At 44.1% G+C, this 20799-nt stretch carries 18 protein-coding genes; 5 read left to right on the forward strand and 13 right to left on the reverse strand.

The window, feature by feature from the left end:
• Window positions 1–4: 4 nt before the first annotated feature.
• A complete protein-coding gene (locus AC6F33_RS16550; protein WP_255747795.1) occupies window positions 5–901 on the reverse strand; it encodes a DMT family transporter in 897 nt (298 codons plus the stop codon).
• Between the two features lie 161 nt (window positions 902–1062).
• Window positions 1063–3396 (reverse strand): RNA polymerase recycling motor HelD, encoded by a 2334-nt coding sequence (gene helD / locus AC6F33_RS16555; protein ID WP_500777470.1) that lies wholly within the window; start codon window positions 3394–3396, stop codon window positions 1063–1065.
• A gap of 542 nt (window positions 3397–3938) precedes the next feature.
• Here helD and AC6F33_RS16560 point away from each other — a divergent pair.
• Window positions 3939–4331: a hypothetical protein gene (locus AC6F33_RS16560; protein WP_253060569.1), complete on the forward strand. Its 393-nt coding sequence runs from the start codon at window positions 3939–3941 to the stop codon at window positions 4329–4331.
• 104 nt (window positions 4332–4435) lie between these two features.
• Window positions 4436–4945, forward strand: a complete 510-nt coding sequence (locus AC6F33_RS16565) for a hypothetical protein (protein WP_255747797.1) — start codon at window positions 4436–4438, stop codon at window positions 4943–4945.
• 7 nt (window positions 4946–4952) lie between these two features.
• Here AC6F33_RS16565 and ybaK read toward each other — a convergent pair whose 3' ends face one another.
• The 6 genes from ybaK to AC6F33_RS16595 form a co-directional block, all read right to left on the reverse strand.
• Complete coding sequence (gene ybaK / locus AC6F33_RS16570) at window positions 4953–5405, reverse strand: Cys-tRNA(Pro) deacylase (RefSeq protein WP_255747935.1); 453 nt, start codon at window positions 5403–5405, stop codon at window positions 4953–4955.
• Between the two features lie 592 nt (window positions 5406–5997).
• Entirely contained in the window at window positions 5998–7044 is a 1047-nt protein-coding gene (locus AC6F33_RS16575) for a PTS sugar transporter subunit IIC (protein ID WP_255747798.1), read from the reverse strand.
• Between the two features lie 508 nt (window positions 7045–7552).
• Entirely contained in the window at window positions 7553–8161 is a 609-nt protein-coding gene (locus AC6F33_RS16580; protein ID WP_255747800.1) for a DNA-3-methyladenine glycosylase, read from the reverse strand.
• Between the two features lie 32 nt (window positions 8162–8193).
• Window positions 8194–8847, reverse strand: coding sequence for a M15 family metallopeptidase (locus tag AC6F33_RS16585; RefSeq protein WP_255747801.1), 654 nt, complete (start codon window positions 8845–8847; stop codon window positions 8194–8196).
• 19 nt (window positions 8848–8866) lie between these two features.
• Window positions 8867–9808: an aminopeptidase gene (locus tag AC6F33_RS16590; protein ID WP_255747802.1), complete on the reverse strand. Its 942-nt coding sequence runs from the start codon at window positions 9806–9808 to the stop codon at window positions 8867–8869.
• A 30-nt stretch (window positions 9809–9838) separates the two neighbouring features.
• Window positions 9839–10804, reverse strand: coding sequence for a TerB family tellurite resistance protein (locus tag AC6F33_RS16595; RefSeq protein WP_255747804.1), 966 nt, complete (start codon window positions 10802–10804; stop codon window positions 9839–9841).
• A 252-nt stretch (window positions 10805–11056) separates the two neighbouring features.
• On the opposite strand from AC6F33_RS16595, the gene AC6F33_RS16600 reads away from it, so the two are divergent.
• Window positions 11057–12433 carry a hypothetical protein gene (locus AC6F33_RS16600; RefSeq protein WP_500777471.1) on the forward strand — a complete coding sequence of 459 codons (1377 nt, stop codon included), beginning with the start codon at window positions 11057–11059 and terminating at the stop codon, window positions 12431–12433.
• Between the two features lie 774 nt (window positions 12434–13207).
• Here AC6F33_RS16600 and AC6F33_RS16605 read toward each other — a convergent pair.
• Genes AC6F33_RS16605 through AC6F33_RS16615 form a run of 3 tightly spaced genes read right to left on the reverse strand, consistent with a single transcriptional unit; the run spans window position 13208 to window position 15865 of the window.
• Window positions 13208–14221, reverse strand: a complete 1014-nt coding sequence (locus tag AC6F33_RS16605; RefSeq protein WP_255747808.1) for an ABC transporter substrate-binding protein — start codon at window positions 14219–14221, stop codon at window positions 13208–13210.
• A gap of 17 nt (window positions 14222–14238) precedes the next feature.
• Window positions 14239–15060 (reverse strand): ABC transporter permease, encoded by an 822-nt coding sequence (locus tag AC6F33_RS16610; protein ID WP_370645979.1) that lies wholly within the window; start codon window positions 15058–15060, stop codon window positions 14239–14241.
• A 34-nt stretch (window positions 15061–15094) separates the two neighbouring features.
• Window positions 15095–15865 carry an ABC transporter ATP-binding protein gene (locus AC6F33_RS16615; RefSeq protein WP_480948192.1) on the reverse strand — a complete coding sequence of 257 codons (771 nt, stop codon included), beginning with the start codon at window positions 15863–15865 and terminating at the stop codon, window positions 15095–15097.
• A 391-nt stretch (window positions 15866–16256) separates the two neighbouring features.
• Between AC6F33_RS16615 and AC6F33_RS16620 the strand changes: the two genes are divergently transcribed.
• Both AC6F33_RS16620 and AC6F33_RS16625 read left to right on the forward strand, forming a co-directional pair.
• The gene (locus tag AC6F33_RS16620; protein WP_255747812.1) at window positions 16257–17000 is read left to right on the forward strand and encodes an ABC transporter ATP-binding protein; all 744 of its coding nucleotides are present in this window, start codon (window positions 16257–16259) and stop codon (window positions 16998–17000) included.
• Window positions 17001–17003: 3 nt separating this feature from the next.
• Window positions 17004–18638 (forward strand): hypothetical protein, encoded by a 1635-nt coding sequence (locus AC6F33_RS16625; protein ID WP_255747814.1) that lies wholly within the window; start codon window positions 17004–17006, stop codon window positions 18636–18638.
• A gap of 780 nt (window positions 18639–19418) precedes the next feature.
• Here the strand turns inward: AC6F33_RS16625 and AC6F33_RS16630 are convergent.
• Window positions 19419–20030 carry a hypothetical protein gene (locus AC6F33_RS16630; RefSeq protein WP_255747815.1) on the reverse strand — a complete coding sequence of 204 codons (612 nt, stop codon included), beginning with the start codon at window positions 20028–20030 and terminating at the stop codon, window positions 19419–19421.
• Window positions 20031–20253: 223 nt separating this feature from the next.
• Window positions 20254–20727: a DUF805 domain-containing protein gene (locus tag AC6F33_RS16635; RefSeq protein ID WP_480952923.1), complete on the reverse strand. Its 474-nt coding sequence runs from the start codon at window positions 20725–20727 to the stop codon at window positions 20254–20256.
• Window positions 20728–20799: the final 72 nt, after the last annotated feature.

A 20799-nucleotide genomic window follows, 5' to 3' on the forward strand; every position in this document is an offset into this window, starting at 1 on the left:
GTATTTACGCGGGCTGGTTCTGTTCTTTACTTGCTGAAGATCTTCTATTTGTTAAATAAACACCGATGACGACCAATACACCGCCTAGGATTTGCGGTATCGTTATCGGATTGCCTAGGATCAAGCTGATTAATGCAGTAAACACAGTCAGCAGGTTCAAGTAGATGCCGGAGCGGCTGGCGCCAACAGTGTGCACAGCACGGTTCCAAAAAATAAACGAGCAGACCGATGGAAGGAAGGCGATGTACATGATGCCTACGGTGGCCGTACCACTCAGATGGTAGGAAAAACCCGACACCAAAAAAAATGGAAACAGCACAATTAATCCAAGCATCGCTGACACTGCCGTTGCGGCAATCAGCGGAAGCTTTTCCATCTTCTTACCAATTAAAGTGTAAAAAGTCCAGACGGTTATTGCTAGAATCATAAGCAGATCACCCTGATTATAGTGAATGGTGAACACATGCAGCAATTCACCGCGTGTCAAAACGAGCAGCACACCAATTAAGGAAACAAACAGACCAAATCCGTTCACAAGCGACAGCTTTTCCTTCAGTAACCACACTGCAAAAATAGCAATCATCGCCGGATTTATTGAATTTACAAGGGCGGCATTTAACGATGTTGTGAAACGAAGTGCTTCGTACAGCAGCACATTGTAGCCGACAATGCCGAGCAAGGAGAGAATCAACAAGATCTTCCAACGTTTCCAAACCTCGCGCCATTTTGGTTTTTCGATCACCTGTGCCAGAGGGAACAAAACAAGTATGGCTAATGCCCAGCGTACAAAGGTCATCTGAATCGGCGTCATTTCACTCACTACGTACTTGCCAAATACATAATTTCCCGCCCAAAACAGGTTGGCGAGGATAAGAAAATACACAGCTTGATACTTCTTCACAAGTACAGTTCCTCCCTAATGTAAAGTTTGCAAACATGCAGACCCTGCGAACGGCAATTGAACGTGCCCTCCGCCTTTCTAGTGTATTAAAAAAGGGAGTGGCAAAAAATGCCACTCACCAGTTAGCCTAAATAAACTTGTCCCTTCAAACAATCAAAATGCTACTCGCTGACGCGTGTTCGCAAATAGTGTTCGGTTGGAACCGAATCAAGGAACGGACTCGCCTCGCCGCTGGAGAGCAGAACCAGTTCATGCATCGCACGTGTACATGCTGTATAGAAAATGGTTCGCTCGCTTTCACGACTATAATTTTCGGATGAAGCGTCATAGATAATCGCCGCGTCGAATTCAATTCCCTTTGCCAAATAAGTAGGAATGATGATAAAGCCTTTATCAAATTGATAAGTCGCTTGAGTAATCAATTTAACATCAATCTTCTTTTTCAACAACCTATAGGCTTCCCGGCATTCCTTCATTGTTTTTCCGATTAGGGCAAAGGTTTCAAAGCCATTCTGCTTAAATGAAGCAATTTTATCCAGAATGATTGACACTTTATCCGATTTACCCGCTGCATCAATCCATTCAGGAAGCTTTCCACTGCGATCAAAGGGTTCGATTTGTTCGCCTCCCGGCACAATTTCCCGGGCAAAATTCATAATTTCCTTTGTCGAACGATAGCTGCGCAGCAGCGTCAGCTTCTTCACATCCTCAGCATTATAGAGATGTTCCGAAAGCATTGTGTCTGCATCTAGACTCTGTGCGTAAATCGCCTGATTCAAATCGCCGAGAATCGTCATCCGGCAACGTGGAAAAGCGGCTTGAAGGTAAGCTAATTGCGCCGGTGAATAATCTTGCGCTTCATCAATGATCAAATGGCGGATTTCGTGGTTCCCTTTTCTTCCTTGAATCTTTTCTTTCATATAGAGATAGGGTACCGCATCCTCCCACGGACAGTCGCCTTCCTCAAAGCGCATCCGTGTTGAACGGCAGATGTCTGCCCAACGGTCAGGTGCTGAATCCTCGTTATAATTCTGATAGAAAATTTCACTATACACTTTTTGGCAGTTCACAAAATCGAGCTGCTTTACTCGTCGTCTCAACTTTTTCATTCGCCGATTCATGACAATTTTGCGCAGCAACTGTTCTTCACGATCATAATCATCAAATGTTTCCTCACTGAACTGCTTTTGTTGCTGCAGTTTCTCAAAGATGCTCGCATAGTCCGATTTATCCAGCAGTTCTGCCTCTTCAAGTACCCAGTCTTCTTTTCGTTCACGTTTTGAAAAAGCGGCCATGCGGCGCAGCAGCCAATCACGCACTTGTTCCAAACGGTTCAGCAATGTTTGTTCATGTGGCAGCGCATAGAAATAGTTCCCGACTTCCTCCCCGGAAACAATCACTTGATCGCGGAATGTAATGTTTCGAAAAATCATTCCTTCAGACTTCAAGTGCTCCAACCAATGATCAATCATATCTCGATAAGCAAGCGACGCTTTAAAACGAATACCGGTTAGTCTCGTCTTTAATTGTTCTCCATCGGCCATCGTTAGGCAGCTTTCCGTTTGATCAAATGGATTTTCCAATTGAAGATCACTGCCGATACGTTCCTCAATAAAATCCTTGAACGTTGTCTGCACCACATTTTCTTCACCTAATTCAGGCAATACATTAGAAATAAAGCTGGAAAAGAGTGGATTTGGTGAGAAAAGCAGCATATTGTCCGAACGCAGTGTTTTGCGGTAACGATACATAAGGAATGCGACTCGCTGTAATGCAGCAGATGTTTTTCCACTGCCCGCAGCTCCCTGCACGATGAGGTAACGATCCGTTTCATTTCGAATAATTTGATTCTGTTCTTTTTGTATTGTTGCAACGATACTCTTCATTTGAGAGGAGGCACGACCGCCGAGTACAGCTTGAAGCAATGCATCGCCAATCGTTAGCCCCGTATCAAACATGCCCTTTATTTTGCCTCCGCGAATAATAAACTGGCGCTTTAACGTCATATTTCCACGCACTTCTCCATCTAATGAGGCATACTTCGTTGGACCCGGTGCGTAATCATAGTACATACTTGCAACCGGCGCCCTCCAATCATAAATTAGAAAGTCCTCATTTTTCGCGTCCATCAGTGACCCAATTCCGATATAGAGATGTTCTGCCCGACGTTCATCTTCTTCACGGAAATCAATACGGCCAAAGTAAGGCGTGTCTTGAAGTCTGAACAACGTCTTTAACTCCTTATTCATTTGCCCGTGGCGGCGTTCGCGTTCCGACAGCAATTCGGCTTGCTGCTTAATGCTTGCCTGAGTTTCATATACGTCGTCTGTTTCATCCAAGTTGACTGTGACGTCATCCCAGAAATTTTTTCTCAAATCAACGATTCCTTGCTTAACATCGCTTTTTTTCCCCGTGATCTTCTCAACTTTTTCTCCAATAACATCTATAACCTCATTAATGCGCTCTTGTTCTTGCTTTCGTTCACTTTGAGCCATAAAAGGAACACCTCTTATTGTTTGATCTTTATAAAAAATGGTATATTTTATGAAAATCAATCTATTTTACTTGACTTAAATAAGATATTATGGTATATTAAACTTTGATTTTTTAATTTATAAATTGACCCTTATTGAGTTATAACTATAACATGCACCGACGGAAACTTCAATATCCGTGCACATTCCGATGTGATTTTTTCGGTCAGTTTCTTTACTATATTCGGTCACCAGCCGGAATGAATCATAAGGCGCGCATTGAATAAAAAGAATCATTTTACAGCGTGCTAAAAAAAGGTTACTCTTAATGTGTAACCTTTTTAGAATAGGCTTCAGCAAGTCATTGTTTAGAGAAATACAATTATTGATGCAGTTTAGTAATAACGGCATCGGTTTATAATAAGATCGCTTAAAAAGCAAACGCTTTCTTTTGGCGAAATGATGAATTTAGGACAGACAATGTTTCGGTATGCCAGACGAAGGCATATAATTAGAAGGGATCTTTTCCGCGAGGATCCAATTGACGAGGAGGGTTTCATTCGATGAAAACAATCAGCAGCATTCAGGATCTCAGAAAAGCACAAACTGCCATTGAGAATTTCAAGGAAAGCTACCCGAACACATTCTATCGGCTGTTGCATCTTGTGAATTTCACACGGCAGCTTCAATTTAAATATGAGTACCTTTGCGGTCTGATGCTGGGAAAAGATGCCTATGCCCTGCAATACGCCCCCCACTTTGTTCAAAGATCAATTATTGATCTGTATAAAAATGAAATTGAAAAAATTCACAAGCATCCTCAAGGACTGCGTGCTTTGGAACAACTGATGAACGCCCATCTTGAGATCGGCTATGAAAATTTTTGTTTGCTTGTTCGCGGAAAATCACCTGAAGAAATTAAAGGAATTTATTCAAACAATCGAATCATTAATTGATTTTTTATATTTGGAGCTAAGAGAAAAAGAAATTCGGTTAGAGGGGCGCTCCTCCGGCGCCAAGTTTTCTCATCTTTTGTTTTTAACCCGGGAGCGCGCTCCCATTGCTGCATTGGAAGAAGGAAAATGATATGATTTGCGCTCCTGTATTTTTTAATAATGCGACGTTCCCAGTCTTCATGTTTTATTTCCTTCCGCCTTTGTTCGGTTTGGCTGCAATAGCAAATTTGGTTCTAAATGGTATCGTTTTTTTTCTGTCCACTAAATTTTTCAGTATTAAAGCTCGAGGTACCGAGTCATTTCGCATGATCTTCGGTCTCTGGCTGATCAGCCTGATTGCTAACTTATTTGGATCACTGTTTCTTGCCTCTGTCGGTGTACTCAGCAAAAGAATTCATGTAGCGCTCATTGATTTTGACACCATCTATTCATCACCGATAAGTACCTTGATGTTTGCCGTTGCCGTTCTGCTTTCCGGTTTGATCATCTATGCATTGGACTATTTTTATTTGAGTACCTATCTCACAAAAAAACAAGCCGCAAGAGTTGCGCTTTTTTTCGCAATTCTTACGGCACCTTATCCGTTTTTAATTCCTGCATCTCTTATTTATTAAATGTTCATTATCTAATAATGTCTGCCAATTCAGCATGTGCCGCCTTCACTAAGTCGTCAACATCTAACAGGATTTGTACGCCTTTTTTACCACCACTGACAATGATGGGATTAATGGATTGTGCCGAGGCATCAATCACTGTTCTGTATTCCTTCTTCATCCCGATTGGCGAGCAGCCTCCTCGTACATAGCCCGTATGTTTCTGAATATCTTTGACATGTATCATTTCTACCTTTTTTTCAGATACTCTTGCTGCTGCTTTTTTTAAATTGAGCTCTTCAGCAACAGGAACAACGAATACGTAGTATTCGCCGCTATGGCCTTGCGTCACGAGTGTCTTGAACACCTGCCGGGGATCTTGTCCCAGCTTCTGAGCAACAGACACACCATCAATAAGTCCATCACTAATGTCATAGGTTTGCACGTCATAGCTGATCGCTTCTGAATCCAATAAACGCATGGCGTTTGTTTTCGCTTTTGCTTTCGCCAACTTCTCACATCTCCTCTAATACCGGGTGCTGCCTCTATATTATCACCATATATTCCTATATGTGTCCAGCCCATATCAGCTAAAGTCACAGACGATTTCTGCGAATGAATTGAGCCTCTTTTAGGCATTGGTTTGTGTCTTTACGGTGCTGAGTCATTGCTTCGGTTGCTCGCATCAACTGAGCGCGACCGCGGGCGCACCGCGGGCCTCCTCATACATTTTCGTATCTGCGGGGTCTCGCTGGCACCTGATCCCGCAGGCGTCTCGCTCCTCCGCTTTGATTCTCGGCCAAGGCACTGGTTTATTCGTTTAAATACGGGGCAAAATCTTATACTTTCTTATCTTGTAAGAAAACCGAGCAAAAAATTCATTTTCTAATTAAACGGAATTTTTCCGTTTAGTTCTCAGATCAGCCGCTTACCTGATCGCCCAACCGAATCTTATGACCATATCATCGTACCAACAAGCCAAAACGATAAACTTTCTTACCTAAAAAAAACTGCAGCGATATCCTTGATCGCTGCAGTCAACATTTTCTCTCTGTAGTTTTTTGTTCGATTAATTATTGCACTTCCATGTGGAGGTCGCCGGCTTTAACCCAACCGAACAACTTGATCACACGATAGAGCACGATGGTGATGACACCGGGAATTAAGACGCCTGCGACAACAAATGCCATCAGACCTTTAACTCCTTGTAAGGCCAGTATGTTCAAAGGAGCGATGAATGAACTGAGGCCGAGTCCGCCAAGTTCGTAAGGAACTTGAAAATGAAGGAGCATGGTTGCGATTGGTGCACTGACTACCGCCGCAACGAACGGAGGAATAACAAGCTTCGGATTTTTCACGAGATTAGGGAATTGAACCTTAGGTGTAACAAGAGCTTGTGCAAAGAAACCGCCAAAGTCATTTTCCTTAAATGACATCACTGTAAATCCAACGAATTGAACCGTACATCCGATCAGCGCGGCAGCACTCGAAACCGGATCAAGCTGAAGCGCAATCGCCAGTGCCGCTGATGAAGCAGGCGACATCAGGAATATGCTCCAAACCAGTGCGATAACCATCGAAGCGATGAGTGGGGAACCCTGTACAGAATGGGTAATCATCGCACTTACTTGGTTCAGCGCCGGTGTTACGACTAGTGCAAGACCGTATCCGCAAATTCCGCCTACAAAAATGGAGGCAAACGGAATCGCCATCATATCGAATTTCGTTCTTCCACTGATTTTCTTACCGACAAAGACCGCGATCACGGCTGCGATAACACCACTGACCGGCTGTCCGGGAGCTATCGTTAATACTTGGGGTACGGCCGACTGAATCACGATAGCATTGGCACCAACTGCCGCGCAAGCCATCGCGCTAAACATGGTCAATGTATTTGCCCTTAATTGATAAGCAATACCTGCGCCGATCGCCGGAGCAAGCAGTACTTTGGCTGCGCCGCCGATTACCATAAACGGATGGTAGCCGGTAAATTTGCCCAATGTTTCAAAGAGAAGCCCCATACCTAATGTTACTAAGATTGCGTTGGCAATACCCGCCGAACACTTATACATTCGATCCATAAAATAATCCTTCATTTTCTGTTTCCTCTCTGCATTCATCCTTTTTCGCTCCTTAATAATTTTTTCTCTTATGATTTAAATAATCAAAATATTCCGCCACAAAAGACCCCAATTAAGAATAGATATGACACTTTGCAACCCACTTGACTGATACCACTGATCGAACACCGAAAATCCGAATAAAAAAACCCATCCGTGATTTTCTCGGATAGGCGCTTCTTCGCGATTGCTTGAGCGCCTATTTTTGTCGATGATAAGCAAGACTCAAACAATTCCATTTTAATTAAATGGTCTTTGTCTCAGTCCTTTATGTGCGCAATCGCAAAATAATTCGAATCAAGCCTTTCACTCGTATGCTGTTCACAACGTGTGCCATTATTCTCACTCCTATTTTTCTGACTTTTTGTGGTTGACACTGATAATATCAGACTTTATGAAAGTTGTAAATACCTAATTTGCAATTTAAATTAAAATTTTCTGTGAAAGCCCTTTTAATTAAAATTTCCCATTCTATCAACATTTTCACCTATTTGCACTGTTAGATTATCTAACATTCCTTAATCTTTCGTGTTTTGGAGACATAGGGATTACCGGAAATCCAATAGCGCCATGGATAAAATCGTGCATCTCCCGTATTATCAATACCGACGCGCGGACCGCTTTCAACTTGGTCGGGAACAAATCCCGCCGCAATATAAATCGGTGCTTCCGTTAACAGGCGTCCATAATCTTCCTGCGTAATATTCAGTGCCTCGGTCAGCTTGCCTGGCCCGTTGGTTCGATTTACGGCCTGTTTCACGCGATGCCGCCTTGATTTAATGAGTTGCAATCCGTCGCACGGCTCTACAGCACGGATCAGAATCGCTTCCGGAATATTCGTCAGCCCGCTTACAACATTGACCAGTGTATGTGTGTGCATCATAAAGGTATAGACATGTCCTGCAGATGCAAACATAATTTCCGTTCGCTTCGTTCGTCTGTTTCCAAAGCTGTGCGCTGCACGATCTCCAGCGCCCATGTAGGCTTCCGTTTCAACGATATATCCTGAAGCTGCACCCTCCGGCGATTCTTTAACAAGCAGACAGCCAAGCAGCGCCTTCGCCAAATCTAGAGTCGGCTGTTGATAGAATTCGATTGGCATAGGTTGGTAAATCATGTCTGATCCTCCAAACATTGTGAACGATTTGTTCAGCGTACAGGTTCGATGCCTCGGTACAGGGGAGCAGATCGATGCTCCTCGGCCCATGTGCGGTCGCCATATGAATAATGCCACCATTCCGACGGATTATGCGTGAATTCGGCGCCCTCCATTATGTTTTTCAGAAAACGGCGATTGTCACGAGCTCGCCGTTCTTGGTCAGAAAGACCTTCTTTGTCTTCATAAAAATCCAGATAAGCCTCTTGGTGAAAATCATCGAAATCGGTCCCCATCTCCAGCCACCCATTGTTATCAGCAAGGGTCAGATCGATCGCAGAACCGGTGTAATGAGGTGCCGGCTTAAGCGGATCCGTTGAGGGATAGGCAACAAAACCCGGCATTTCTCGAGTAATTTTCTCTTCGGAGTACCCGGCGTCCCGAAATTGGGAAATGGTACGGTCATAAATAAATCTCTGCGTCTCGATCGACCGCCATCCATCGATCAACACAAAGGACATGCCTTCCGGAAGCCGTTCGACAAGCGTAATTATTTTTTCTGCTACGCCTTGACGAAGAAATAAATCTTGCGAGGTTCCCGGCATTTTTTGTAAAAAATAAGAAGGATAGATGTTAATTTTTGATGAACAATGTGCCATAGAAACCAGTGGCTCGTCCTGCTTCATCCATGTTTGACGCTCATTCATGCAAAACACCTCCGACTATTCAGTAAATCAAATTCCCATGATCCATCACTTTTTGGCCATCGATCCATAGGTCCGGCTTGGAAAATACACAATCAATGTGCACACCGGCATCTACCGTACCGCCAAAGGTTAAATTGCTGCCAAAGGCAATATGCACCGTTCCGTAAACTTTCTCGTCCTCCAGCACATTCCCGGTGATACGTGCCCATTTGTTTGTTCCAATACCGAATTCCGCTACCGAACGGCCCTGGTCTTCCCCGAGAATTCGGAGAAGAGTCGCTTCACCTTCACCGTTTGCATTTATCAATCGGCCATTCTCAACCGTCAAGATAAGCGGGTGCGTCAATTTTCCAACACCGACAACTGATGCGTCGACAAAGATTTCGCCGGATGCACTGCCTTCGATTGGTGCAATAAACGCTTCGCCCGAAGGTAAATTGCCTGATTCTCCAGGATTTAAATAAACACCAGGACTGGGAACACCTTTTCTGTCCTTTATTGAGAAGGTGAGCGCATGCCCTTCCTTCTCGATTCTTACGGAACTCCCCTGATCCAGCAATTCCGTCATATGCAGCGTCAAATCGCGAACCTTTGCGTAATCAGCGGTGATTGCACCGTTCACAAACATGTCTTCAGTAATACCCGGCATCGTCGCCAGCCTTGTTCCGGCTGCTACTGCCTGTTTCCGTGCCTTGGTATGCGTCATTGAATACTGCGTGATACATACAGCTGCATCGGCAGCCGTAAGAGCTGCTGCCACAGCGATCGGAGGTTCCTCACCGGAACGTTTCCGCTCTTTTATCACCAGCAGCAAGGATTCAGCACCGATTTTCTGACCCGCACGATAAAAGGGCTCCGCTAATTTCCGCTCCAGCTCATCGGTCACGACCAAAAACTGCTCACCATCTTTTAAGCCCAGACATTTTCTAAGCAAATGTTCACATACTTGATCTAGATCCATTTATTCCATCTTCTTCCATTTTATTTCCTGTCATGATCGCGCCGCCATAACCTGTTCATATGCGTGCTTGATTCTCGCTATCTTACTGTTAGCTTCTTTAATACTGGCTTCAGAAGCCCCCCGGCTCATCAATCGATCCGGATGATTTTCTTTAATCAGTTCGCGATACTTTTTCTTTATTATCTGATCCGAATCATTAGGGGTACATCCAAGCAGCTGATAACAATTCTCCAATCCAGCTCCTCGTGTACTGCTGCCTTCTGATGAAGATGAGCGTCCAAAAAACTGTGCCTTGATCGATTCATATTGATCAGCAAGACCAAAGATTAAAGCCGCCGATCGAATCATTGTCTCTTCTTCCGTGCGTAACGCGCCGTCGGAGGCTGCAATGGCCAGTAAAGCGATAATTGTGTCGACGAGTATGTCGCTTCGACCGCGAACCGATGCATATAAATTTTGAGCGATAATCTCAAAGGATTCATCTGAATAGCGCGATTCGTTAAAGAGCGCCATAATTTTCCGAAGCTGCTCCTTGGTTGGCCTGAACGCTTGTCGGACGATCTGATCGACTTGGCGCACTTCGTTTTCAGAGACAACTCCGTCCTTCTTTGCCATTTTAGCAAACAATTTGACCATCAATTCCATTTGAGGCATTAATTCATCTTTATTTGACGCGAAAACGCGACCGTCCGAACTATATGTAAAAGTCTGTCCACAATTAGGACATGTCCAGTTTCCAGGAATATCGTCAAAGGTAACAGGATTGCCGCAATACGGACATGAGCGCGATACTTTTTTGTGCCAGTGAGCCCCGCTGTCTCTGCTGCCCCCTCCTCCGACAAACATACGTCTCCCGCTGCCGCCTGGGAGGATAAGGATGACGATCAACGCAATCCACTCAAAAAAGAATCCCGCGATAAACCAAAGTACTGCATTTCTTTTCTTTGCCACAGCCAAGACAGCCACGGCGATAGCGAATAATAATCGCCACGTCACATCAATCAAACCTTTCTGTCGCTCCGATATTTCCAGGCAGATTCTAATTTAATAATAGCAGAAATCGATGACCGGTCGCGCAGAATACGGTCAAGTAAGACCGTTCCATTGTGTCATGGTCTCATATTCACAATTACTTATCACAGTAGTATTTTTTTCAAGGTTGCGCAAGTTAAGAAGACTGTACATCGATTGCTTGCTGCTCAACGATTCACAGGACACCATATCAGTAAAAGTAGGAGGGATCACATAATGTCACGAACAATCTACATATTGGCCATGATCAGCTACATTCTCGCAACACTATTTGTACACGTGCCCATTTTTAAACTCTTCGTTTCAATCATGTGCCTTCTTGCCGTATGTACCGGTTTGCGCCGCGCCAAAGGCCTTGCTCTTTTATTCGGACTGTTCTTCTTAGGAGCAGGCAGTCTGATGCTTGCAATCAGCGGTGCCGGTCCCAATCAATTTGTCCGCTCCTTTGGAGAAATGATTCAGATGGTCACACTTTTCGCGCTCATCCCTATTCTGTCATTGCCTATTCAATTAGGCCGTTATGCGGATGAAATTCAGATGCTGGTCCAGAGAAAAGTAAGCAGCCGCAGTCAATTCTATGCACTCATTTCGGGTATCTCTTTCTTTTTCAGTTCATTTCTGAACTTAGCTGCCCTTCCGTTGACGTACCACGCGATTGGCCCGTCATTGTCCCATTTCTCGATTGCACGTAAAAATCGGTTTCTTAGTCAGGCAATCACGCATGGCTATGCCATGCCCTTGTTATGGAGCCCGATCACACCGATCGTGGGAACTGTCTTATATTTAACCGGGACAACTTATTCGCGTGTTCTGCCCCCGCTTATCTTATTAAGTATTTGCGGTGTTGTACTTGACTGGACAACATCAAGACATTCGCACATCAATTATCATTCACAAAACAAAGTGATCAGCGAAACCGCAGCAGGAATCATGGCACCGGCAGACAAGGGGCATCCGGAAAAATTATGGCAAATCGCATGGGTGATCCTGCTTCTGAACGCCATAATCATCGTGCTTGATCATTTTCTTTCATTCAATTTTTTGTTTCTCGTCAGTTTGATTGTGATTCCGTTCGCCTTTGTCTGGTGCGCGATGCTGAGCCAAGTTCCCGCTTTCTTTTCAGGAGTTCGTCATCATTTCCGGACCTATATTCCACGCATGCAGAATCAATTTTTTATTTTCCTTACCGCCGGATTCTTCATCACCGCACTTCGTATCTCGCATATGGATACCTTTGTGACGCGCGGGATGGACTCCGTCATTCAGTTTACCGGTTTGCGGCTTTTCCTGATCATGCTGCCGCTCATTCCATTCGCACTCGCTTTTCTTGGTCTGCATCCTGCCGTCGGCCTCGCATTGATTTCGGAAGCCCTTCGTTCGCAGGCACTCCACCAGGCTCCAATTATCGTGACCGTAGCCATGCTTGGCGGAGCGGTCCCCGCTTTTTTAATGGGACCTTATAATGCTACACTCGGCATGATGTCCGGACTGATCAATGAAAGACCGACGACGTTATCTCATTGGAATCTTCCATTCACTTGGCGCTATCTCATTTTACTGACCGTGTTTGTGCAAGCCATTTATGCCAAATAAGCTGTACCTGTTTTGCGGCAGTAGTCACTACACAAAGCATCGTAACACTTATGTATTCGAAAAACCGAGCAATAACCGCCCGGTCCTTACTTCCGCAGGATGTGATGGCTTTTGCGTTACATACAGGACGTACTTTCACAGGACGTGATGGCTTTCGCGTTGCATACAGGACGTATGCGTAGTTAGCGAAAGTTCCTTTACTCCTTTACATACAAAAGTCTTACACTTGTGAAAGTTCCTTTTTTAGCATTGGTTTGTGTTTTTACGGTGCAGAATCATTGATTCGGTTACTCGCATCAACTGAGCGCAACCGCAGTGCACCGCGAGCCGCTTTGGCCATACTCGTATCTGCGCACCTGAGCCCGCTAACAGCTTCTGGCGCGCCTCACTTCCACTTCATCATGCATTCTGGTTCTTCATTAAGTAACGAGTAAAAAATAAGCGGAATTTTTCCGGTTATTTGCATCATGGCGCTTCTAGCACGAGTAAATAAGGGTAATTTTTCCGCTTATTCAAAGAAAAACCCTCCATTTTCACGTTTTTCAATTCAATAAGGGTAATTTCTCCGTCTATTTAAGCGATTTTTCCATTCATTTTCAAATTAAGCGGAATTTTTCCCTCTATTTCTCAGATTGGGCGCTTGCCTGATCGCCCAACTGATAAGTGGGATTGGGAATCAGCCTCTTATGACCTTATTGTCGTACCAGTGGGGCAAAATCTTAAACGTTCTCTATGTATAAGAAAAACCGGCACTGTTGAATGCCGGTTTCCTGTTTACTTCTTATCCTGTGCTTTCTTCACAAATTTCATATCCACAAGCTTGCTGTACTTATAGCCGTGCGTGTAGATGCCCGTTTTCTTGACAACATCCAATGGTTTAGCAACTGATGCCTTGGTGATGTAGCCATCCTTGCTCCAAAGATTATCCTTATAGGCGCGATCCATCGCTGCCTGCAGGCTCGCTTTCGGTGTTGTTGGGAATTCCTTTTGCAGGACTTTGAATGCTTCTGCTTTGTTATCATTGACAAGCTTCAAACCTTTCAGCATCGCATTGACAAATTTTTGGACGGTTTGCGGATCTTTTTTAATGGTTGATTCCTTAACGCTGACTACGGAGTACGCATAATCGCCGAGACTCGGGAATCCGTAGAACGGTTCGCCCCACGCACCCTTTTTGATGCCTTCGTTGATTTGCGGTTCGGCACCGTTCGCCATATCTGCTTTGCCTTGAGAAACAAGCGAAACCACAGCCGCCGCATCCGCAGGTTCATCGAGCTTCACATCTTTATTCGGATTCAAGCCAACCTTCATCAGCAAATAGCGAGTTAATAGGTTCGGACTGCCACCGTAACGTCCGGCAGCAATTGTTTTGCCTTTCATGAAAGCAGCAAGATCCTTATCACTGTCACCCTTTAAAGTCAGCTTCTTATTAGCCATCAAGTAGACATTGGCGCGGTTAACCACATTGACGACAGAGGTAATCGGATCCTTGCTCTTATAATTTGCAATCTGGTTGGATTCAGGGCCGCCAATTACGCCCCAAGCATCGCCGCTGACCACCGAAGTCACATGGGCACCGCCTGTCGCAGTGATTGTTTTGACATCGAGGCCTTCATCTTTAAAATAGCCCTTATCAATCGCAACGTATAGCGGAAGATAAGCGATCAGATGCACCGGTTCGGCGATCACAATCTTTTTCACTTGTTGTTTGGAGCCGTTTGAAGCGCATCCGCTCAATACCATAGCAAACAAGAGCAGAAGACTCAGCGCCCATTTTATTTTTTTCATCGTGCAAATCCCTCCAATTATGATTTTGGTGTTCTTCCTTTCATCAGTGCATGCTCAAGCCAAACCGTCCCTAAGTACATCACAATCGATAATAGGGAAAGAACAACGACGCCTACCCATACGAGATCGATATCAAGCACTTGGCCGGCATATAGGATCATGCGCCCGATGCCTTGCCTGGAGCTAATAAATTCACCGACAATCGTGCCTGCCAGTGCAAGTGAAATATTGATTTTCAGAATGCTGACGATCCATGGAATCGTCGTCGGCACAACCACCTTCATAAAAACGTGCCGCCGCTTCGCTCCGAGTGATACCAGCATTTTCTCAAGATCACGGTCGACGCTTTGCACGCCGCTGTATGCAGCGATCGCCGCAACGATAATAGTCATAAGGAATGCCAAAATGACCTTGGAATCAAACCCAATCCCGAACATGATCACAAGCACGGGTGCGAGCGCGAGTTTGGGAATCGCGTTAAATGCGATCATATACGGCTCGAAAATTCTGGAATAAAGCTCCGACCACCAAAAGGAAAGGCCAAGGATGTAACCGGCTGCCGTACCCAGCACGAACCCGAGAATGGTTGATCCCGAGGTATAGGCTAAGTCCTGAAGCAGTGTTCCTTGGGTGATCGCTTTCCACCCGGTGTGCACGATCGTGCTCGGGCTGCTCCAATAATAGCTGTCAAGCCAGCCGATACGGGTCAGAAATTCCCACAGAAAGATAATGATGACACCAACCAGAACCTGCCCAACAAATGCTCTTCTTCCCAATTTGGTCGTCTGGATAGTCGGGTCTTCAATAAACGGCTCATTGTTTTTTAATTTATCCGGCAACGTTTTCACCTCCGTTCACCATACATGTAACATCTCAATCAGACGAAACGCGCTCTTCCCTCAGCATCAGAAGCAATTCTTTTTTTAATGTAAGAAAACGGTCGTTCATGAGTGTCTTTTCACTGCGCGGCCGCGGTAAATCGACTTCGATCGTTGCCTTGATTTTTCCCGGACGATGAGTAAACACGTGAATCTCATCCGACAAATAAATAGCTTCATCAATGTCATGCGTGACAAATAGAATCGTTTTCTTAAAATCCTTCCAAATCTCAAGCAGCCAATTCTGCATTTGCATGCGCGTCTGCGCATCAAGCGCTCCGAACGGTTCATCGAGCAAAATGACATCCTTGTCGTAAAGAAGCGTTCGAATCAACCCGGCACGCTGCCGCATGCCGCCGGACAGTGCATCCGGATGATCATATTCAAAGCCGCCTAATCCGTAATTTTTGAGCATGGGCAATGCCCGCTTGCGTGCCTCTTTCTTGGGGATGCCGCGAATTTCCAGCCCGATAATGACGTTGTCGAGAATCGAGCGCCAGGGAAGCAGCAAATCCTTCTGAAGCATATAGCCGACATGGCCGCTTTCCTGTGTGATGTCTTTGCCATCGAGCAGGATCCGGCCGCTGGACGGCTTAATCAGTCCGGCAATGATGTTGAACAAAGTCGATTTTCCGCAGCCGCTCGGACCGATGATGCTGACAAAGCGGCCGTTTTCAACACGCAGATCGGTGTCCGCCAGCGCGCACATCGGCACACCGTTTTTTTTATAATATTTACTGCAACCTGCAATTTCGAGCTCGCTCATCGATGACCACATCCTTTTCGTGGTTTGCGGGAAATAGGGGCCGAAGTATACTTAATCACCAAACCATCGCCTCCATAGTCAAAATAAAACCCGCATCTTTCTGTTGAATAAAGCAGCCGGATCAGCCGAACCGCCGATCCGGTTCATGTTACTAAAATTGGGCTCTGATATTGATATATGCTCTGGGCTCCTGCCGTGACACATATTTGATAAAACGAAAAGGCATTCATTTTAAAAAAAAGGCGGTCAAACGTGTCCTTTGTCAGAATTTCGGCGATTTGTCACGGACAATACGCTTAGGAAATGATAATCTAGAATTAATCATTCAGCTCGGGAGATGAGGACAATCGAAACAAAACAATCCGTTGTTTTATCTTTGGAAGATTTAACGATGAACTACAGCGGGAAATTGGTTCTGAAAGGGCTCAATCTTGAGGTTAAACGCGGACAAATCATTGGGTATATCGGTCCGAACGGGGCTGGAAAAAGTACAACGGTACGAATCTTGCTGGGGCTTCAACAAGGCTATGGTGGAACGGCGCGTCTGTTTGGCGAAGACATTCGAACAAGCGGCGTTGCGTATAAAAGCCGGATCGGCTATGTCCCTGAAACAGCCGAGGTTTATGACATGCTTACCGCCCATGAATATCTTGTTTTTTCCGGCGGGTGCTATGGGATGGACGAACAAAGGGCGGAACGCAAAGCCCGTTTGCTCATGGACCAATTTGGTCTTGCCGATGTCTTTGATACCCGCCTCTCTTCTTTTTCAAAAGGCATGCGGCAAAAAGTACTGATTATCTCCAGCCTGCTTCACAACCCCGATCTGCTTTTCTTCGATGAACCTTTGAGCGGATTGGACGCCAACAGTGTTCTTGTCTTCAAAGAGATACTTGCCAAGCTAGCCGTGCAAGGGAAAACCATCTTTTACTCATCACACATCATGGATATTGTTGAGAAAATCAGCCACCGCATTGTGCTCCTTTACGATGGACAAATTGCAGCGGACGGTACGTTTGAAGAATTAAAAGCACAAAACAAAGAAGGTAGCCTGGAGGAAATATTCAATCAGCTGACCGGCTTTCATCAGCACGCGCAAATCGCTGAGGACTTCGTTTCCATAGTGGAAGAGGTGTGATCTATGGAAGAGAACTTTTTCTTAAAAGTGCTTGATCGTTTGAAATGGATGTTCAATCGTATGCATGTGGATTATCCGGTCATGCGGAAGGTGCTCGCCGCCAAATTGCTGATGGATGCTCGACGAACGCCAGTTGTGCTCGGCAGCAGAGCTCGGAATAAGGAAAAAGAGGGCAATTTGTTTCTTAAATCACTCTGGGTCTATGCACTAACCGGGCTGTTTATTGTCCCAATTAATTTTCTCGGCAGTGACTATTTATTCAAAATGAGTCTCGTGTTCAGTATCATTCTTTTCATGGTCATGACCGCGATGATTGCAGACTTCTCAGCGGTGCTTCTCGACACGCGTGATCAATCCATCCTAGGGACGAAACCCATTGATTCCAGGACACTTCACGCGGCGAAAACCGTCCACATCTGCATCTATCTCATCTTATTGACCGGAACAATGGGCCTCCCTTCGGCAATTGTCGGTCTGATGCGCAGCGGTCCGCTGTTTTTCCTTCTATTCTTATTAAATCTTGTACTGATTGACTTGATCGCCATTTCCTGCACAACATTCATCTATCTGATTGTGTTAAAGTTCTTTGACGGCGAGCGACTGAAGGATGTCATCAACTATGTGCAGATTTTCCTGTCATTCGCGATTGCAATTGGCTACCAGCTCGTTATTCGCGCGTTCGATATTACGGTAAGCCACATCAGTCTGTCTCTGTCCTGGTGGCAGTTCTTCGTTCCGCCGCTTTGGTTTGGCGCAATGACCGAATGGCTGATTGGCGGGCATCATGAGTCGCAATTTATCTTTCTAGGTATCCTCGGTTTCGTTGCGCCTATTGTGCTCATTTTGATTTATCATGGATTCAGCGCATCCTTTGAACGCGCCATCATTAAATTATCCGTGCAAACCGGAAAAAGCAGACAGAAGCTCGGGTGGTTCAACCGATTTCTCGGCAGACTGCTCTGCCGTAAACAAGAAGAGCGCCATTTCTTCCGATTCGCTTCCTTAATGATGAAGCAGGACCGCATGTTCAAGCTGAAGGTCTACCCCTCACTCGGAATGTCACTGGTCTTTCCCTTCATTTTTTTAATGAATGGCTTACAAGGCTCATCATTGGATCAACTGGGTAAAGGATCAGGATACTACTATGTCTATTTCAGCTTGCTTCTGATTCCTACTGCTCTATTCATGCTTAACTATTCAAGCGCATATAAAGGTGCATGGATCTACGGAACCGCGCCGATCGCCAATCGCACGGCTATTTTTTCCGGAACACTCAAAGCAGCTCTCACGCAGCTTTTTCTTCCGGTGTTCCTAATTTTATCCGTTCTGTTCCTGTTTCTTTTTCATTGGCGCATTCTACCGGATTTAATTGCGGTACTCTTAACCGCTTCGATCTTCACCGTCATTAGTTACCGATATTGTTTAAATGAAGCGTTCCCGTTCTCAAAGCCTTTTGACGCCACTCCAACGAGCGGAAATATAATGATTTTCTTCTTGTTTCTCATTGCCGGATTGTTCGCCGCAGGTCACGCCGTCATTCGCTGGGCTCTTCCCGGATACGGTATATTGATCTATATTGTCTGCCTACTGATCGCGAATGTGATTGTGTGGAAAACGGGGCTGAGGAAGGAATTTTAACTATGAGGTGTCCAGTAAAGATGCAGTGAACTATTCTTAAAACATAGTCATTCTATAGAAAATAATCTGACGGTATTTTCAAATGTCCCTATCAAAGCACTAAAAGCCTATATAATGGGCTTAACTATACTATATTGACTGGTGGAACACAATGAAATTTATCTTCGTTTCCGTTGAAGCTCTATTAAACTTCATTCTCGGTTTGTTATTCTTTTATGTCATCTGTTTTTGGATTCTAGGTATACCTTATACTGCTCAAGATTTAGGTTTAGCATTTGTTGATCCCAATTCAGAGCAAGGAGACGGAATTTTATTCCTTTTGATCGCTTTGTTCATCAGTTTGTTTTACTTTCCATTATTGATATTTGCCAATAGAGCACTTTATAAAAAAATAAAAATGAAAAAGAGGTATTACTTTCTTACCCTTTCTCTTAGCTTCCTGATTGGATTTTCATTGATACCTTTTCTTCAACTACATTCTTTCATTCAATAGCTTCTTTCTCCTCAATATCGCGAGAAATCGAGGGTACGTGTCACATTGATCAACGCTCCGCTGCAATGGAGCGTTGTTTATCTATTCATCTCAAGATTTTTACTGCCCTTGATAACCCAAATACATTAGGAAAAAAATAACAAGAACATCCAGAAAGCATTTTCTAACACACTTTTGAATCAAAGAACATATAAAGAAGCACAAGCGATAACGCAAAAAAAGAACTCCCGATATTTTTTGATATTTAATCACCCATTTTCTTTATTGATGAATTATCTATATTTCCATTATTTTCGTAGATTTTCAATCGTCTTCCGTTCGTTTGTAAGTTGTGAAAAGTCATAATTATTCTGCCAACGAGTCAATATGTCAGCATAAACTTTTCGATGTTTCAGTCTGGACTTGTTAAGAAACACAGCATATGTAAGCCAGTCGATACGTTGTCTTGTCCGTTCCTTTGGGTTATTGATCATGCTCAATAAATATTTTTGTGCACGTTCATCGGTAATGGTAGCGCGATTAATCATTTTGTCCCCGAAAGGATTCGGTGCCTGCACACCATCAAGGCCGACTTTCTGATACTTTTTGTCAGAGTTATAAATGGCGTTGGCTTCATAAAATGACATAATCTCACCATTCGTTTTATTTCGGTTATATTTGTATGAACCAATAGGTTTCGGTTTAATCTTCCAATTGGATAATTCTGAAAGAGCATTCTTAGTTGCCAAATTTTTTTTTGTTTTCTTTTTAATCGATGCTAATTTTTTGGAGTAATCGTCAACCTTTTTGGCGAGCACACTAGCATTCTTTGTACTATTCGACCAGTTAAGAGCAAGAGTAACATTCACAGCAAGGCTAATTATAAGGATGATCAGAATCGTTAAATGGATTTTCTTCATTTTGATATAAGCACCTCTCATTGATTAGAACTATTTTAAAGGCAGCAAAGCGGATCGTTGGCGTACAAAAAAACAAAAAAAGCTCAGATTTGCCGAATCACTGATTGTAGAGTCGCAATGTCTCAACTGATTATCTCATGCTGTATTCCTCTAATTGTAATTGAAGTCAGAAAAGTTTGAAATGGGTGGACGCACGCACTTTAACTATGTTTATTCGTTTTGCTTATACATCAGCCTTCTCACCGAATTTATTAGGACCCCTTGACGGAAACAGTGAAAGGACAATAAAAATCAAAGCCCAAAATGGGACAACTTGCCTGAGAGAGTGAAAAATAAAACTGAAAAAGATTAGAGTGATCGTACCAAGCACATACCACCAAGCAGTTAAACCGATATCATGAAGGCGCCGAGATGTTAGACTCATTGAAGGAATTAAAAAAACGTATGTTAAGACTGCATTCAGTAATAGAATACTATAGACAAAGATTAGAAATATTCCAAAGGTCAAGTTGGCATTTTCCGCTTGTACTGTTGAAGCTGACGGTATCTTTATAAATCGAGGGAGTTGCGAAATAATAATATGCGGTGCTAACCATAATTGTACCCACCAATAATCCGCTCTGCTACTTCTTCCTTTAAAATTAAAGTAATTTTTCCAATACGATACAAATGATTGCCATGGTCCCAAGTCATTCACCTCTTACATCTTTTTCATCAACAGATCATATACCATTATAGTAGATTCTTCTAACTCTAAACCAAGATTCAG

The organism is Sporolactobacillus sp. BBK16-2, assembly GCF_059878335.1.

Coding starts and splice junctions, on each gene's coding strand:
- helD (WP_500777470.1), bottom strand. CDS start 3,396: ATGGCTCAAAGTGAACGAAAGCAAGAACAAGAGCGCATTAATGAGGTT.
- AC6F33_RS16590 (WP_255747802.1), bottom strand. CDS start 9,808: ATGGATCTAGATCAAGTATGTGAACATTTGCTTAGAAAATGTCTGGGC.
- AC6F33_RS16605 (WP_255747808.1), bottom strand. CDS start 14,221: ATGAAAAAAATAAAATGGGCGCTGAGTCTTCTGCTCTTGTTTGCTATG.
- AC6F33_RS16630 (WP_255747815.1), bottom strand. CDS start 20,030: ATGAAGAAAATCCATTTAACGATTCTGATCATCCTTATAATTAGCCTT.
- AC6F33_RS16600 (WP_500777471.1), top strand. CDS start 11,057: ATGTCACGAACAATCTACATATTGGCCATGATCAGCTACATTCTCGCA.
- AC6F33_RS16560 (WP_253060569.1), top strand. CDS start 3,939: ATGAAAACAATCAGCAGCATTCAGGATCTCAGAAAAGCACAAACTGCC.
- AC6F33_RS16625 (WP_255747814.1), top strand. CDS start 17,004: ATGGAAGAGAACTTTTTCTTAAAAGTGCTTGATCGTTTGAAATGGATG.
- AC6F33_RS16620 (WP_255747812.1), top strand. CDS start 16,257: ATGAACTACAGCGGGAAATTGGTTCTGAAAGGGCTCAATCTTGAGGTT.
- ybaK (WP_255747935.1), bottom strand. CDS start 5,405: ATGCGTTTATTGGATTCAGAAGCGATCAGCTATGACGTGCAAACCTAT.
- AC6F33_RS16585 (WP_255747801.1), bottom strand. CDS start 8,847: ATGAATGAGCGTCAAACATGGATGAAGCAGGACGAGCCACTGGTTTCT.
- AC6F33_RS16615 (WP_480948192.1), bottom strand. CDS start 15,865: ATGAGCGAGCTCGAAATTGCAGGTTGCAGTAAATATTATAAAAAAAAC.
- AC6F33_RS16580 (WP_255747800.1), bottom strand. CDS start 8,161: ATGATTTACCAACCTATGCCAATCGAATTCTATCAACAGCCGACTCTA.
- AC6F33_RS16575 (WP_255747798.1), bottom strand. CDS start 7,044: ATGAATGCAGAGAGGAAACAGAAAATGAAGGATTATTTTATGGATCGA.